Origin of the sequence: Microbacterium sp. 67-17 (assembly GCF_001898325.1) — a bacterium.
In the GTDB taxonomy this organism is placed as follows: Bacteria; Actinomycetota; Actinomycetes; order Actinomycetales; family Microbacteriaceae; genus Microbacterium; species Microbacterium schleiferi.
In genome coordinates this window covers 1-13,574 of sequence record NZ_MKTR01000011.1, presented here as the reverse complement: position 1 = coordinate 13,574, position 13,574 = coordinate 1, and the positions used below count along the sequence as shown (strand labels likewise).

The window sequence follows — 13,574 nt, the reverse complement described above, 5'->3', positions numbered from 1 at the left end:
ATACAATCACCGACGACCCCACACCGCCCTCGGAGGCCACACCCCCACCTGCCGCCTTCACAACCTCACGGGTCGCTACACCTAGGGTGGTCGCCATGAGTGACAGCGACGTCTACGTCAGCCCCACCCGCGTCCCTGCCGGCATCGCCCTCCTGCTCGCCGTGCTTGGCACCGCCGCCATGTACGCCGGCTTCGTGCTCGGGGTTCCCGCCGCCCTCGACGGCAGCGGCAGCGGAGCGGGTGGATTCATCGTGCTGTTCCTCGCCGGAGCCGCGCTCGTGCTGGCGGCGCTGGTGATCTCGATCGTCTGCCTCGTGCGCGGTCTCGCGCGCGGCATCGCGATCCTGGCGCTGGTCGTCGCGCTGGTGCCGGTCGTCGGCGTCGTGATCCTGCGGATCGCGGCGGTGTCCTAACCCGCGGCGTCCTGACCCTCCGCCGCCTTGTACACCTTCGACCGCGGCACATAGCGCGCGGAGTTGCCGAGCAACCCCGCGACCTCCTCGTCAGTGAGCTCGCGGCGCACCTTGCCCGGGATGCCCGCGACGAGCGACTGCGGCGGCACGATCGTGCCCCTCGAGCACCACCACCTCGCGTGCCGTGGCAGACCACGAGCACCGCCTTGCCGGGAAGTCGGTGGCGATGCGGGTCAGGGCCACGACCCCGTGCACAGCGACGGAGTCGAGCGACGCTGCGCCCGGATACTCCCGGTCGGGCCAGCGCGCGATCGCGGCGGCGGCCGAGGTGCCCTCCAGCTCGCCGTAGTCGCGTTCGGCGAGCTTCGGATACGCGGTGCCGAACGGGGTGTTCAGCCCTTCCGCGATGATGCGGGCCGTCTCGCGGGCGCGCAGGAGCGGGAAGTTCACGACCGCATCCACGGCAGTGAGCGCAGGGTCATCGGGGTATCCGCCACCTATCGGTGTCCGGTGTTGTTGAGCCGGATGTCGCTCGATCCCTGGATGAGTCCCTCGGCGTTCCAGTCGGCCTGACAATGCCGGATGAACGCGACGATCATGACGTGAAGGCACCGATCACGCCGACCACGGGTCCAGACCGCCCCGGAGCCCACGACGACGAGCCTCACGGGCGCCACCAGCAGGAGGAACCGCGCCCGGTGGGCGAGGCGCCACGGCAGCACGCCCAGGTATCGCCGCGCGAATTCCCGGATCGCGGGGGTCGTCGATCGTCGGCGTTGTGATCCTGAGGATCGCAGCGACCGCCTGACTTCGGGGTGCTCGCCGAACGCTTCAGTGCCGGGAACGGCGCCGGTGACCCGCCCCTGCGGGCGGCGCAGCATCTTTTACACGCTGGAAATGTTCAGGCCATGCCCGCGCAACGACAGCCAGCGAGCATGGATCGTATACAAAACGCGAGAGATCGCGTCATGATTGCCGCGAGAATTGAGAGGCTTATGAAGACTTCAAGCCACCGCGATAGGCGTCTCGCCTGGGCGGGTGCGACCATGGTGGGGATGCTGACGATCGCCGGTTGTGCGGCGGAGCCATCGACCGAGGAAGAGTCCCTTCCGGTCGTGGCGACACAGCTGAACTGGGTCACCAACGTGGAGTTCGCCGGAATGTGGATCGCCGAGAGCGAGGGCTACTACGCGGAGGAGGGCATCGTCGCCGAATGGCTGCCGGGCGGCCCCAACGTCTCCAACACCGTTCAGATCGTCGCATCCGGTGACGCACCGATCGGACTCGATACGAACTTCACCTCGTTCATCGACGCCGTGTCGGAGGGAGCCGACGTGGTGCTCGTCGGTGCTGTCTACCAGGAGAGCCCATTGGCAATCCTGTCGCTCTCCGAGAACCCGATCAACTCGGTCGAGGACATGATCGGCAAGCGCATCGGAAGCCCCCAGGGGCAGCAGCGTGAACTGGATGCCATCTTCACCATCAACGGGCTAGAGCCGGATTACGAGTTCGTGCCGATCGGCTACGACGTGCAAGCGCTCGTGAACGGAGACGTCGACGGGATCACCGCCTTCGCCACCAACCAGGGACTCATCCTCGAAGAGCAGGGTGTGGACTACACCAGCGTGTCGTGGCAGGACCTGGGTCTGGATGTCTACTCCAACATGATCTTCGTCGACCGCACCTACCTGGAAGAGAACCGCGACCTGGTTGTCGCCTGGTTGCGGGCTACCGTGAAGGGCTGGGAGAAGAACGCCGACGACCCCGAAGTGGCCGCGCAGCTCGCGGTCGACGTGTGGGGAGCCGACCTGGGACTCTCGCTGAGCCAGCAGATCAAGGAGAACATCAATCAGATCCCGATGACGACGAGCGATCTCACCGCGGAGTCGGGTCTGTTGCGGATCTCGGCGGAGGACATCGAGCAGAAGATGTACCCGATCCTGCGGGCTGCGGGCATGACCGATCTTCCTGATGTCGCGACTTACGTTGACGAATCGCTGCTCGACGAGGTCTTCGGCGGATCGGCAACCCTGCTCCGATGACTGTGCAGGACCTCGGTCCGGTCGGCACGGCGACGCGGTCCCGAAAGACCATCGAGATCGTGATCGGCGTGCTCCTCTTCGCCTCGGCGTGGGAGATCATCGGCCGGACCGGGGTCCTCTCCACCTCCTGGCCACCCCTCACCGACGTGTTGTGGGTGATCGTCGATCCCGCGCGTGCGCCGAGGTTGTGGGGGGCGCTCGGGGTGACCGTCCAGGAGGGGCTTCTCGGCGGCGTGATCGGAATCAGCGCCGCGGTGGCGACCGCGGTGCTCTCCCGCCTGATGCCGGTCACGCGTCGCCCGGCGGAGCGCTTCGCGGTTCTCGTCGAGGCGGTTCCGGTCGTCGCCCTCGGCCCGCTGCTCATGGTCCTTCTGCCCCGCGCCGTCGTGCCCGCGGCGCTGGCGGCGACAGCGGCCTACTTCGCTGCCTTTGTCGTCATCTGCTCCGCGCTGTGGACCCGACGGGCGGCGCAGGAGGACCTGTTTGCCGTACTGGGTGCCCGGCGGATCGCGGTGCTCGCGCAGCTGGAAGCGCCCGCGGCGCTCCCAGCGGTGTTCGCGGCTCTTCAGCTGGCGATTCCCGCGGCCCTGTTGGGGGCGGTGATCGGCGAGTGGTTCGGCTCCGCCCGGGGCATCGGGCCCCTGCTGATCAACTCGATGCAGAACTACGACATCCCGTTGCTGTGGGCGGCGGGGGTCCTGACCGCAGTGCCCGCCAGCATCGTCTACGGCGGCGCTGCGTCACTCGCCCGGCGGAGCGCGGCGAGGTTCGGGCTGTGAACGCGCGCGTGACGGCTATCGGGCGAGCGGTCGCCCGGTTCGCCTGGGACAACGTGGCGGTCGTGGCGATCGTCGCCGCGTGGGCGCTGTGGGTCGTGATCGGGCAGGTCAACCGGGTCGTCATGCCCTCCCCGGCGAGTGTTCTCGCCGACCTGGTCGGACATCCGGATGCGTATCTTCCCGACCTCACGGTGAGCGCCGGGCTGGCCGCGACGGGTCTCGTCCTGGGACAACTGCTTGGCATCGGACTCGCCATCGCGGCCCATCTCTCAGGAGTCGTGCGTGCGGCGGTGCGGCCCGCGGTGCTGATCGTCCGCGCTGTTCCCATGGTGGCGATGGTTCCGATCTTCGCGCGGATTGTCGGTTACGGAACGCCGACCGTGCTGGTCGTCGCCACACTGGTCGCGTATTTTCCAGCGTTCGTCCTGGTGTCGCGCGGTCTGGCCTCCGCCTCGCGCAGCAAGCAGGACCTGCTGACGGTGCTGGGAGCCTCGAGATGGACGAGGTTCCGGCGGCTCGATCTCCCGGCCGCGGTCCCTTCGCTCTTGGAGGCGTTCCGGCTCTCTGCGGTCGGGTCGGTGGTCGGGGTGCTGCTCGCCGAGTTCGTCGTCGGGTCGTCGGGTCTCGGGCAGCTCTTCGTGGTGTCGCGGGTCTCCTACGACATGTCGCGATCCTGGGGTGCCGCCATCGTCGCCACAGTGCTCTCTCTCGCATTCTTCGGGCTGGCTTCGGCCGTGACGCGGTGGCTCGAAGCGGCTTATCACGACGGCAGTAATGGGAAGGGATGATCGTGAACGACAACATCGACGAGGCTTGGGTACGGACGGTACCCAAAGCCGAGGTCCACGTGCACCTGGACGGATGCATCGACCGGGAGGAGCTGATGCGACTGGCCGGCAAGTACGGGGTGCCCCTTCGCCGACCGGCCGAGCAGCTCTTCGATTTCGACGGACTCACCGAATTTCTCCAGTTCCTCGACTGGGGTGCGTCGCTGGTCAGGACCGCCGACGACGCGGCATCCGTCGCCTATCGGTTCGCCCAGAGGCAGGCGGCCAGCGGCATCCGCTACACCGACGTGATCATCAACCCGACCCACTGGGAGGCCTGGCGCGGAAATATCGCGGGACTCGTCGACGCCCTCGACGCCGGATGGCGAGAGGCGGAACAGGACGGACTCCCGTCGACTGGCCTGTGCCTGAGCTTGTTGCGCCAGCAATCCGCCGCTGAGGCCGATGAACTGCTGGATTGGATGCTGGAGCGGGACCATCCGCGGGTGGTCGCCCTGTCGATCGACGGCGACGAAGCGGTTGCCGGGCGTGTGTCCGCAAGGTTCGCCGACACTTTCCGCCGCGCGGCATCCCGTGGCATTTACCGGACCGTTCACGCAGGGGAGTCCAGTGGTCCCGAGGGTGTCCGCGATGCGATCGACCTCCTGATGGCCGATCGTATCGATCACGGCTTCCGCGCGATCGAGGAACCGGCGCTGGTCGCCGAGATCGCCGACCGAGGCATCCCGCTCGGCATCTGCCCGGGGTCGAACGTCGCTCTTGGATTTACCGAGAGCCGGGCCGCGCATCCAGTCGAGGAGTTGCGGCAAGCCGGGGTGCGGATCAGCCTCAACACCGACGACGGCACTGCCCTGGGATCGATTCTCGACCAGGAGTACGCCGCGACCGCGCGGGCGTTCGGCTGGCAGCGCGATGACCTTCTCGCCATCGCGCGAACATCGATCGAGTCGGCCTTCTGCGACGATGACCGTCGTAGCGCGCTGCTCGCGGAGCTCGATGCGGTGGCAGCCGGCGAGGAGGCGCGGGCATGAGCGCGGTGGCGATCGTTGACGCGCGAGTGCTGACGATGGACGATGAGCGCCGCGACCTCGAGCGGGCGACCGTGTTGGTCGAGGACGGCGAGATCGTCGCAGTGGGATCGAACGTCGAGATTCCCGTCGGCTCGCGGGTGATCGAGGCGGCGGGGCGCGCGGTGATCCCGGGACTCGTGAACGCGCACACCCATGTGCCGCAGATCCTGCTTCGCGGCGGCTACTCCCACGATCGGCCACTCTACGAGTGGCTCTACAACGTGCTGTACCCGGGCCTGAGCGTGTACGAGAACGACGACATCCGGTGCGCGACCTTGCTGTTCGCGACGGAGGCGTTGATGAACGGTGTGACGACGATCGTTGACAACGAGGATGCTGGAACGCGTTCCATGGTCTCCACCGCGGCGAGCACTGTCGAGGCCCTCGTCGAGAGCGGCATCCGCGCTGTATACGCTCGCATGTTCGCCGACCAGCCTGCGCCGGGTTTCGAGGATTATCTCGGCGCGGTCCGTGCGAAGGCCCCGGACGTTCCGGACAGCGACATCTTCGTCGACACCGATCGCGTCTTGGCCGACCTCGATGAGATCGTGCGGAGGTACGACAGGGCCGGTGAGGGTCGGATCCGAGTGTGGCCGTCGCCGGCGATCCCCGGAATCGTCTCCCGACGCGCCCTGCAGCGGAGCCGACAGATCGCGCGCGAGCGCGGAACCATGTGGACGATGCACGTCGCCGAGGACGAGCGGGAGCGCGTGCAGCACATGATGGGCGCGGTCGAGTATCTCGACAGCGTCGGTGCGCTCGATGAGAGGTTGCTCGCGGCGCACTGCATCGACGTCTCCGATCGTGAGATCCGGTTGCTCGCAGAATCGGGCACCCGGGTATCGACGCAGCCGGCGAGCAACGCCTTTCTAGGCGCCGGGGTCGCGCCGGTTCCGCGAATGCTCCGGGCGGGCATCCCGATGGGGATCGGCACGGACGATGCGAACTGCTCGGATGCGGTCGATCTCTTCGGTTCGATGAAGCTCCTGGCGCTCCTGCACCGCGCGGTGAGTCGTGACCCGGGGGCGATCAGTCCGCAGCGGGTCGTGGAAATGGCAACGATCGAGGGAGCGCGGGTTCTGGGTATGGATGACCTGATCGGATCGATCGAGGTCGGCAAGCGCGCCGACCTCGTCATCCTTGATCTGGAGGAGCCGCGGATGACGCCCGCGGCCGACTTGTACGCGGCGCTCGTATTCTTGCAACCCACGGTCGCGGTACGTACCGTGATAGTCGACGGTCGGGTCGTCGTCGAACGCGGCGTTCCTACCTTCCTTGGCGCTGACGGCGACCTCGCGGCCCTGGTGCGGGAGGCCTCGGAGCGTTCCCGCGGCATCGCGGACCGCGCACGACTCCAGGTGGGCCGATGAACGCCGGCGCGCCTCTCGGGCGCAGCGTGCGGGTCGAGGCGGTCTCGAAGTCGTTCCGGCTGAAGCGCGGAGCGTCGGTCCAGGCGATCAAGCGGGTAGACCTGGAGATCGCCGAGGGGGAGTTCGTCGCGCTCATCGGCCCGTCGGGCTCGGGGAAGTCGACGATCTTGCGGATGATTGCCGGACTTGACGAGCCGACTTCGGGGTCCGTGACGATCGCCGGTGAGCATCCGCGAGTCCTCGCGCGCGATCATCGCCTGGGTGTCGCGTTCCAGGACCACGCACTGCTGCCGTGGTTGACGGTGCGCAAGAACATTGAGCTCCCTTTCCGAGTCGCGGGCCGTGACGTCGATCGGCACCAGGTAGATGATCTGATCGACTTGGTCGGACTCCGGGGCTTCGCCGATGCGCGCCCGTCCCAGCTTTCCGGCGGGATGCGTCAACGAGTCTCGATCGCGCGGGCTCTGGCTCTGGATCCCTCCGTTCTGCTTCTGGACGAGCCGTTCGGAGCGCTCGACGCGGTGACGCGACGACGACTCAATGTGGAGCTGCAGGCGGTGTGGACGCGGTTGCGCATCACGACGCTCCTCGTCACGCACAGCGTCGAGGAGGCGGTGTTCCTCGCCGACCGAGTCGTCGTGCTGAGCGCCAGACCGGCGCAGGTCGCCGATGTCGTCGAAGTGGGGTTCGAGCGACCCCGTGAGCCGGATCTGCTGCGGGATGATCGCTTGCATCGCATCGTCGACGGGCTGAACGCGCGACTGGACGCGACGGAGGCGGAATCGTCCGCAAGCGGGGGAGCATCCAGCTGAGGCGACCGGAACTCGGCATCTGGCGGGGTTGGTCCCTAGAGTGAGGAGCATGGCTTCTCGTGCTGGGCTTCCCCTGCGCGACGTGATTGCCGCCGCGATCCGGGGACGGATCATCGATGGCTCGTACGTTCCCGGCAGCCGGCTTCGCGAGGAGGAGATTGCTTCCGATTTCGACGTCTCCCGAGTACCCGTGCGCGAGGCCTTTCAGGTGCTGGAGCAGCAGCGCTTTCTCGAGTTGCGCAAATACAAGGGTGCAATAGTCGCCCAGCCCGAGTCATCGGGCACCCGCGAGCTCATCGCGATCCGCGCCGAACTCGAGGCGATGGCGGCGCGGCTTGCCGCGGCTGCCCACGGAGGGGCGATGGCACGCGAACTTCGATCTCTTACAGAAGAGGGCAGCACCCTCGACCCGGTGACCGAACCCGAGCGCCATTCGGAGCTGGTGGAGCGATTCCACGACACGGTGGCGATTGCTTCCGGAAATCGAGAACTCGTCGAGATGCTGAGGACGCTGCGCAGCCGCCTCAGTTGGATATTCGGAGCGGAGCTGGCTGCGCGCGCTGCCGGGTCGTGGGATGAGCATCGCGACATCTGCGCGTCGATTCTCGGCGGCGAGGAGGCCGCGGCTCATCTCATGCGCGAGCACGTCCTCGGCGACCTTGCGTTCTTCGACGAGCTCATCCGTCGCTGAGGTTTAACACGGCGGTAACACTCCGACGCCGGCCCTCTCCGGTAGGTCGTATACGATCGAGGTGAGCAAGGGAGTCATAGTGACCACGACAACACCGCAGGCGATCCAGGCGGATCCCTATGCCTGGCCGTGGCACGGTCAACTCGATCTCACGCGCACGGCTCTGCTCTGCATCGACTGGCAGGTCGACTTCTGCGGCAGCGGTGGATTCATTGATTCGCTGGGCTATGACATCAGCCTGACCCGTGCGGCGATAGAACCCACCCAAAGAGTGCTTGGGCGGGCGCGCGAACTCGGGCTGACGGTGATCCACACGCGAGAAGGGCACCGCCCCGATCTCTCTGATCTGCCCGACACCAAGAGGTGGCGTTCCGCCAGTCAGGGGGTCGAGATCGGGTCCGTCGGGCCTCTGGGACGCGTGCTGATTCGAGGCGAGGCTGGGTGGGAGATCATCCCCGAGTTGGCCCCGCTTGCGGGTGAGACGGTCATCGACAAGCCCGGCAAAGGTGCGTTCTACGCCACCGACCTCGAGCACATTCTGCGCATGGCGGGGATTACCGATCTGCTGATTACGGGGTTGACCACCGATGTCTGCGTGTCGACCACAATCAGGGAGGCCAACGATCGCGGGTTCGAGGTACTCGTGCTGTCGGATTGCACGGCCGCGACCGATCGCGCCCGGCACTTGCAGACGATCGAGATCCTCACGATGCAGGGCGGCTTGTTCGCGGCTGTCGCTTCATCGGACTCCGTCCTCGCCGCGCTGGGTGCGGAATCGCTCCCGGCCGACGACCGGACGCGCTGATGTATGTCGATCTGACGGTCGTGCCGGTTGCTGCCCCCGACGACGCCCCGGTCGACAGGGTGTTCGGGCGAAGGGTCCTTGCCGTCATCGGAAAGACGGAGGGGAACGGCGGCGTTAACGACTTCAGCCGGGCTCTCGCGACTCGCGCCTGGACCGAGGGGCTCTCGGAACCGGCGTTGACCGTCATGTCGGGCGGCACTGAGGGAGTCCTCAGCCCGCATGTCACCGTGGTTTCGGAGGGTTCGACATCAGGCAACGGGCGACTTGCGGCGGGGTTCGCGCAGACCCCTCGGTTATCTGTCGAAGGGCTCGGGCGCCGAGAGCAGGTCGACGCGGTCGCTGCGGCGACGCTCGAAGCGTGCCGCAACGGAGGCTTTGATCCACGCAACGCCCACATGGTGCTCGTGAAATGCCCTTTGCTGACGACCGAGCAGATCGTGTCAGCGAGAGGCGGGGCCGTGACGGATGATCCCTACCTATCGATGGCGCGATCCCGAGCGGCTAGCTCGCTGGGCGTCGCGCTCGCGTGCGGAGAGATCGGCGGAGTCGAAGCGGACCAAGGCCTCGCAGGCGATCCTTCTGTCTGGTCGGCGGTCGCTTCGGCTTCCGCCGGTATCGAGCTCGACCGGTGCCTCGTGCTGGCGTTCGGGTCTCGACTCGACCCCGGCGGACAGCTGAACGCTGAGACGGTGGTCATGCACGACGCGATCGACGTGGAGGAGATCGTCGCGCTCCGCGATCGCATCCGAGCCGCCGGCGGCACCATCGTGCAGGTCTTCGCGAAGGCCGAGGCGAGTCCGGACGGGCGGATCCGAGGGTTACGGCACACGATGCTCACCGACACCGACCTCTCGTCGACACGACACGCGCGCGCGGCCGTAGGAGGCCTTCTAGCGGGGGTGTTCGGGCGCACATCGATCTACGTCTCCGGAGGCGCCGAGAACCAAGGGCCACCTGGAGGAGGTCCGGTGACGGTGGTGTGGCAGGAACCCACGGGCGGAGGTGAGACGAGGCGATGACGAGCAGATTCGGGCCGGTAGCGGCCACACCGTACGCGTGGCCGTTCGACGGAACGTTCTCCGCCCAGTCGACCGCGCTCCTGTGTATCGACTGGCAGGTGGACTTCTGCGGGGTCGGTGGCTACGTCGACCGCATGGGGTACGACCTCACACTCACCCGACGCGGACTCGCGCCCACAGCGCGGATCCTCGGTTCCGCTCGCGCGGCAGGCCTCCAGGTGATCCATACTCGCGAGGGTCATCGGGCGGATCTCTCGGACTGCCCGCCCAACAAACTCTGGCGCTCGCAGCAGATCGGTGCCGAGATCGGGTCGTCAGGACCGGGAGGACGCATCCTCGTACGCGGGGAACCCGGGTGGCAGATTGTGCCCGAAGTGGCACCTCTCGTGGGCGAGATCGTCATCGACAAGCCTGGCAAGGGGGCGTTCTACGGAACCGATCTCGACGTGATCTTGCGCACTCGGGGGATCACTCATCTGATTCTGACGGGGATCACAACCGACGTCTGCGTGCACACGACGATGCGGGAGGCGAACGATCGCGGCTACGAGTGCCTTCTGCTCAGTGACTGCACAGGCGCCACCGATCACGGAAACTACGAGGCGGCGCTGAAGATGATCACCATGCAGGGGGGTGTTTTCGGTGCGGTCGCGGAGTCGTCGGCGCTGGATGACGCGTTCGGTAAGGGATCCGCGCGGTGATCTCTCCTCGCATGGAGATCGCCCGCCTCCACTCCGCGTACCGGCGGGGAACCTGCACACCTCGCGATGTGGCGGAGCGCACTCTGGCTGCGATCGATGCGCGAGGACGTGACGGAGTCTGGATCTCGGTCTCCGATCGACTCGTCCGAGATGCTGAAGCACTCGATCCTGCCGATCGCGATCGTCTTCCGCTCTGGGGCATCCCCTTCGCGGTCAAAGACAACATGGACGTCGAGGGGTGGGCGACGACGGCGGCGTGCCCGTCTTTCGCCTACAGCCCCCAGCAGTCGGCACCCGTGGTTCGCGACCTGATCGCGGCAGGCGCGATCCTCGTCGGCAAGACCAACCTGGACCAGTTCGCTACCGGTCTGAACGGTACCCGTTCTCCTTACGGGACGCCCTCCTCGGCCCACGATAGCTCCCTCATCTCCGGCGGGTCGTCATCAGGATCCGCGGTAGCTGTTGCGGCGGGCCTGGTTGCGTTTTCTCTGGCGACCGATACCGCGGGGTCCGGGCGCGTTCCCGCGGCGTTGAACGGGGTCGTCGGTCTCAAGCCGAGTGTGGGCCTTGTCAGCACTCGCGGTGTCGTGCCGGCGTGCCGGTCGCTCGATTGCGTTTCGGTGATGGCGAACTCGGTTGCCGACGCAGCCATCGTGGCTCAGGTGATCGCCGGCTTCGATGATCAGGACCCCTGGTCGCGCCCGCTCCCGGTTCCTTCCGCCCGGGTTGCTTCGGTCTCGCTCGCCGGAGTCCGCCTGGGCGTGCCTGAGGTTGTCGCCGGATGGGGCGAGCGTGGCGAGGAGGACGCGTGGAGTCGGGTCCGTGCCGACCTCGTCCGAGCCGGAGCCGAACTGGTTGAGATCGACTACACCCCGCTTCTCGAGGCAGGTCGTCACCTGTATGGCGGTGCGTGGCTTGCTGAGCGCGCGACCGCCGTCTCGGTCGCGCTCGAGGAGGACCGAGACGACGTCGACCCGGTCGTGCGCCAGATCTTGGCGGGCGCCGGTGCGATGTCGGCCGCACAGGTCTGGTCGAGTATGCACCGCGTGTGGGAGTTGCGGCGGGAGGCGGATGACATCCTCCGTTCGGTCGATGCTCTGCTCACTCCCACGGTGACGAAGACCTACACGGTCGAGCAGATGCGCGCTGACCCCGTCGAACTCAACGCGCAATTGGGTACCTACACGACCTTTACCAACCTGCTCGACATGTGCGCCATCGCGGTCCCGGCGGGGAGTACGGCGGCGCACGTCCCCTTCGGTGTCACCCTTCATGGGCCTTCCGGTGCCGACCAGGAACTCGCAGGGCTGGCGTCGGCGCTCGCGGATGCGGTCGACCAGGACTCGCTGATGGAGGTCGCCGTCGTCGGCGCCCATCTCGAGGGGTTCGGACTTCATCACCAAATCACCGATCGCGGCGGGCTCCTGAGCCGGCGCACGATGACCGCACCCCGGTACCGGCTCTACGCGCTCCCCGGCGACGAGCCGCGACGTCCCGGGCTGGTGACCGATCTACGAGAAGGCGCTCGTATCGAGGTCGAGGTCTATCGGCTTCCGACTGCTACCGTCGGGTCCTTTCTCCGCGGTGTGAGTGCACCGTTGGCGATCGGCACGCTCGAGCTCGACGACGGCACCGCCGTCCACGGATTCGTCTGCGATCCGACGGCGCTCGAGGGAGCGCGTGACATCACCGCGTACGGCGGGTGGCGCTCGTATATGGCCGCGGCGGCCGATGATCTCAACAGGGCGGCCGATGCCAGCTGACGACGTCCCGATCCTCGCGGTTCACGGGGTCGCGGCCTCACCTGCCGTCTGGGATCCTCTGAAGCGCTTGATTCCACAGCTCCGGGCGCTTCGTCGCCCGAAGACCGGTCGGTTGGAGGACGAGATCGAGTGGCTGGCCGAGTATGCGGCGGGCGCGGTCATCGTGGGGATGTCAGGCGGGGCAACCCTCGGTCTCGCGCTCGCGGGCATGGGTGCCGCGTGCCATGGATTCGTCCTCCATGAGCCGGCGGCGGGGAACCTGGTGCCGGACCTTCTCTCCCCGACCGCCGAGGCCTTTCGCCGTGGCGGGACGACAGCGGTGGGTAAGGCGCTCTATGGCAGGAGGTGGTCGGTCGACCTGCTCGATGACCACGGAGACGTCGACGCGACGACGGCGAAGGAGATCGCCATGTTCCGCAGCTTTCAGCCTCGACGTCGACCGGTCGGGGGACCCCGATGCGTGGTCACGACGGGGTCTCGGTCGGCTGCGCCCAGGCACCATGTTGCGAGAGAGCTGCGGCGGCTGGGCTACGAGACTCGCACCATCGAAGGCTCCCGGCACTTCGTCACATACGAGCAGCCCGCGAGGCTGGCCGCCCTGGTGCGCGAGGTCGCCGGATTGGATGCGCCCGGGCATCCGGGGATCGATGACGGAGGTTCGGGGTGGGCGAGGTTCTGGTGGTGACCTCGCGGCGGTCTTCTAGACCTCGGCCGCGCGGTAGATCTTCGACCGCGGCACATAGCGCGCGGAGTTGCCGAGCAGCCCGGCGACCTCCTCGTCGGTGAGCTCCCGCCGCACCTTGCCGGGGATGCCCGCGACGAGCGATCGCGGCGGAACGACGGTTCCCTCGAGCACCACCGCCCCCGCGGCGACGAGCGAGTTCGCGCCGATGACGGCGCCGTTCAGCACGGTCGCGTTCATGCCGATGAGGCATCCGTCTTCGACGACGCAGCCGTGCACGACGGCGGCGTGGCCGATGCTGACGTCGGCGCCGATGATCGTCGGGTTGCCCGCCTCGGTGTGGATCACCGCGTTGTCTTGGAGGTTGCTGCGTTCGCCGAGCACGATCTCGTCGATGTCGCCGCGCAGCACCGCGCCGAACCAGACGTTGGCATCTGCAGCGATGCGCACCTTGCCGATCACGGACGCGTTCGGGGCGACCCAGGCGTCGGCGGAGATGTCGGGCTCGTGCCCGTCGAAGGGGAGGATGACCGGCATTCCGCCAGCCTAGCTGTACTGCCCAGGCAGGTTGTTTGAGATCCGGCTGATGGGCGGGAGCTTCCCGATCGCAGTGTGGGGCCTGTGGTGATTGTAGAAGTG

15 protein-coding genes and 2 pseudogenes are annotated in these 13,574 nt (G+C 67.2%); 13 read left to right on the top strand and 4 right to left on the bottom strand.

Going from position 1 to position 13,574, the window contains the following annotated elements; all coding sequences use genetic code 11:
• Positions 1 to 95: 95 nt before the first annotated feature.
• On the top strand, positions 96 to 413 hold the full coding sequence (locus tag BGO47_RS04040) for a hypothetical protein (RefSeq protein WP_195691675.1): 318 nt from the start codon (positions 96 to 98) through the stop codon (positions 411 to 413).
• On the opposite strand, the pseudogene BGO47_RS04035 reads toward BGO47_RS04040, so the two are convergent.
• From BGO47_RS04035 to BGO47_RS04025, 3 genes and pseudogenes are all read right to left on the bottom strand, one after another.
• Positions 410 to 584: pseudogene (locus BGO47_RS04035) on the bottom strand (gamma carbonic anhydrase family protein); the annotation flags it as partial. The gene BGO47_RS04040 and the pseudogene BGO47_RS04035 sit on opposite strands and share 4 nt — an antisense overlap.
• A 132-nt stretch (positions 585 to 716) precedes the next feature.
• A pseudogene (locus tag BGO47_RS04030) lies at positions 717 to 863 on the bottom strand (histidine phosphatase family protein); the annotation flags it as partial.
• Between the two features lie 47 nt (positions 864 to 910).
• Positions 911 to 1,294, bottom strand: a complete 384-nt coding sequence (locus tag BGO47_RS04025; RefSeq protein ID WP_267189647.1) for a histidine phosphatase family protein — start codon at positions 1,292 to 1,294, stop codon at positions 911 to 913.
• A gap of 114 nt (positions 1,295 to 1,408) precedes the next feature.
• Here BGO47_RS04025 and BGO47_RS04020 point away from each other — a divergent pair, with 114 nt between their 5' ends.
• The 12 genes from BGO47_RS04020 to BGO47_RS03965 all read left to right on the top strand — a co-directional run bounded on the left by BGO47_RS04020 (position 1,409) and on the right by BGO47_RS03965 (position 12,938).
• Positions 1,409 to 2,455, top strand: a complete 1,047-nt coding sequence (locus BGO47_RS04020; protein ID WP_195691674.1) for an ABC transporter substrate-binding protein — start codon at positions 1,409 to 1,411, stop codon at positions 2,453 to 2,455.
• Positions 2,452 to 3,234, top strand: coding sequence for an ABC transporter permease subunit (locus BGO47_RS04015; protein WP_195691673.1), 783 nt, complete (start codon positions 2,452 to 2,454; stop codon positions 3,232 to 3,234). Before BGO47_RS04020 ends, BGO47_RS04015 begins: the two co-directional genes overlap by 4 nt.
• Positions 3,231 to 4,022: an ABC transporter permease subunit gene (locus BGO47_RS04010; RefSeq protein ID WP_195691672.1), complete on the top strand. Its 792-nt coding sequence runs from the start codon at positions 3,231 to 3,233 to the stop codon at positions 4,020 to 4,022. Before BGO47_RS04015 ends, BGO47_RS04010 begins: the two co-directional genes overlap by 4 nt.
• A 2-nt stretch (positions 4,023 to 4,024) precedes the next feature.
• Positions 4,025 to 5,053 carry an adenosine deaminase gene (gene add / locus BGO47_RS04005; RefSeq protein WP_228178106.1) on the top strand — a complete coding sequence of 343 codons (1,029 nt, stop codon included), beginning with the start codon at positions 4,025 to 4,027 and terminating at the stop codon, positions 5,051 to 5,053.
• Positions 5,050 to 6,462, top strand: coding sequence for an amidohydrolase (locus tag BGO47_RS04000; RefSeq protein ID WP_195691670.1), 1,413 nt, complete (start codon positions 5,050 to 5,052; stop codon positions 6,460 to 6,462). The genes add and BGO47_RS04000 overlap by 4 nt, the downstream gene beginning before the upstream one ends.
• Positions 6,459 to 7,274: an ABC transporter ATP-binding protein gene (locus tag BGO47_RS03995; protein WP_228178107.1), complete on the top strand. Its 816-nt coding sequence runs from the start codon at positions 6,459 to 6,461 to the stop codon at positions 7,272 to 7,274. The genes BGO47_RS04000 and BGO47_RS03995 overlap by 4 nt, the downstream gene beginning before the upstream one ends.
• A gap of 49 nt (positions 7,275 to 7,323) precedes the next feature.
• Complete coding sequence (locus BGO47_RS03990) at positions 7,324 to 7,965, top strand: GntR family transcriptional regulator (RefSeq protein WP_195691669.1); 642 nt, start codon at positions 7,324 to 7,326, stop codon at positions 7,963 to 7,965.
• A gap of 79 nt (positions 7,966 to 8,044) precedes the next feature.
• Positions 8,045 to 8,770 carry an isochorismatase family cysteine hydrolase gene (locus tag BGO47_RS03985; protein WP_195691668.1) on the top strand — a complete coding sequence of 242 codons (726 nt, stop codon included), beginning with the start codon at positions 8,045 to 8,047 and terminating at the stop codon, positions 8,768 to 8,770.
• Entirely contained in the window at positions 8,770 to 9,789 is a 1,020-nt protein-coding gene (locus BGO47_RS03980) for a ring-opening amidohydrolase (protein WP_195691667.1), read from the top strand. The genes BGO47_RS03985 and BGO47_RS03980 overlap by 1 nt, the downstream gene beginning before the upstream one ends.
• Positions 9,786 to 10,490, top strand: coding sequence for an isochorismatase family cysteine hydrolase (locus tag BGO47_RS03975; protein WP_228178108.1), 705 nt, complete (start codon positions 9,786 to 9,788; stop codon positions 10,488 to 10,490). The genes BGO47_RS03980 and BGO47_RS03975 overlap by 4 nt, the downstream gene beginning before the upstream one ends.
• A gap of 11 nt (positions 10,491 to 10,501) precedes the next feature.
• Complete coding sequence (gene atzF / locus BGO47_RS03970; RefSeq protein ID WP_228178232.1) at positions 10,502 to 12,253, top strand: allophanate hydrolase; 1,752 nt, start codon at positions 10,502 to 10,504, stop codon at positions 12,251 to 12,253.
• Entirely contained in the window at positions 12,243 to 12,938 is a 696-nt protein-coding gene (locus BGO47_RS03965) for an alpha/beta fold hydrolase (protein ID WP_195691666.1), read from the top strand. The genes atzF and BGO47_RS03965 overlap by 11 nt, the downstream gene beginning before the upstream one ends.
• A 15-nt stretch (positions 12,939 to 12,953) precedes the next feature.
• Here the strand turns inward: BGO47_RS03965 and BGO47_RS03960 are convergent, their stop codons facing one another.
• Positions 12,954 to 13,472: a gamma carbonic anhydrase family protein gene (locus BGO47_RS03960; RefSeq protein ID WP_228178109.1), complete on the bottom strand. Its 519-nt coding sequence runs from the start codon at positions 13,470 to 13,472 to the stop codon at positions 12,954 to 12,956.
• Positions 13,473 to 13,574: the final 102 nt, after the last annotated feature.

Coding starts and splice junctions, on each gene's coding strand:
- BGO47_RS03980 (WP_195691667.1), top strand. CDS start 8,770: ATGTATGTCGATCTGACGGTCGTGCCGGTTGCTGCCCCCGACGACGCC.
- BGO47_RS03975 (WP_228178108.1), top strand. CDS start 9,786: ATGACGAGCAGATTCGGGCCGGTAGCGGCCACACCGTACGCGTGGCCG.
- BGO47_RS03960 (WP_228178109.1), bottom strand. CDS start 13,472: ATGCCGGTCATCCTCCCCTTCGACGGGCACGAGCCCGACATCTCCGCC.
- atzF (WP_228178232.1), top strand. CDS start 10,502: ATGGAGATCGCCCGCCTCCACTCCGCGTACCGGCGGGGAACCTGCACA.
- BGO47_RS04020 (WP_195691674.1), top strand. CDS start 1,409: ATGAAGACTTCAAGCCACCGCGATAGGCGTCTCGCCTGGGCGGGTGCG.
- BGO47_RS04015 (WP_195691673.1), top strand. CDS start 2,452: ATGACTGTGCAGGACCTCGGTCCGGTCGGCACGGCGACGCGGTCCCGA.
- BGO47_RS04040 (WP_195691675.1), top strand. CDS start 96: ATGAGTGACAGCGACGTCTACGTCAGCCCCACCCGCGTCCCTGCCGGC.
- BGO47_RS03990 (WP_195691669.1), top strand. CDS start 7,324: ATGGCTTCTCGTGCTGGGCTTCCCCTGCGCGACGTGATTGCCGCCGCG.
- BGO47_RS03995 (WP_228178107.1), top strand. CDS start 6,459: ATGAACGCCGGCGCGCCTCTCGGGCGCAGCGTGCGGGTCGAGGCGGTC.
- BGO47_RS04000 (WP_195691670.1), top strand. CDS start 5,050: ATGAGCGCGGTGGCGATCGTTGACGCGCGAGTGCTGACGATGGACGAT.
- BGO47_RS04025 (WP_267189647.1), bottom strand. CDS start 1,294: ATGCTGCGCCGCCCGCAGGGGCGGGTCACCGGCGCCGTTCCCGGCACT.
- BGO47_RS03965 (WP_195691666.1), top strand. CDS start 12,243: ATGCCAGCTGACGACGTCCCGATCCTCGCGGTTCACGGGGTCGCGGCC.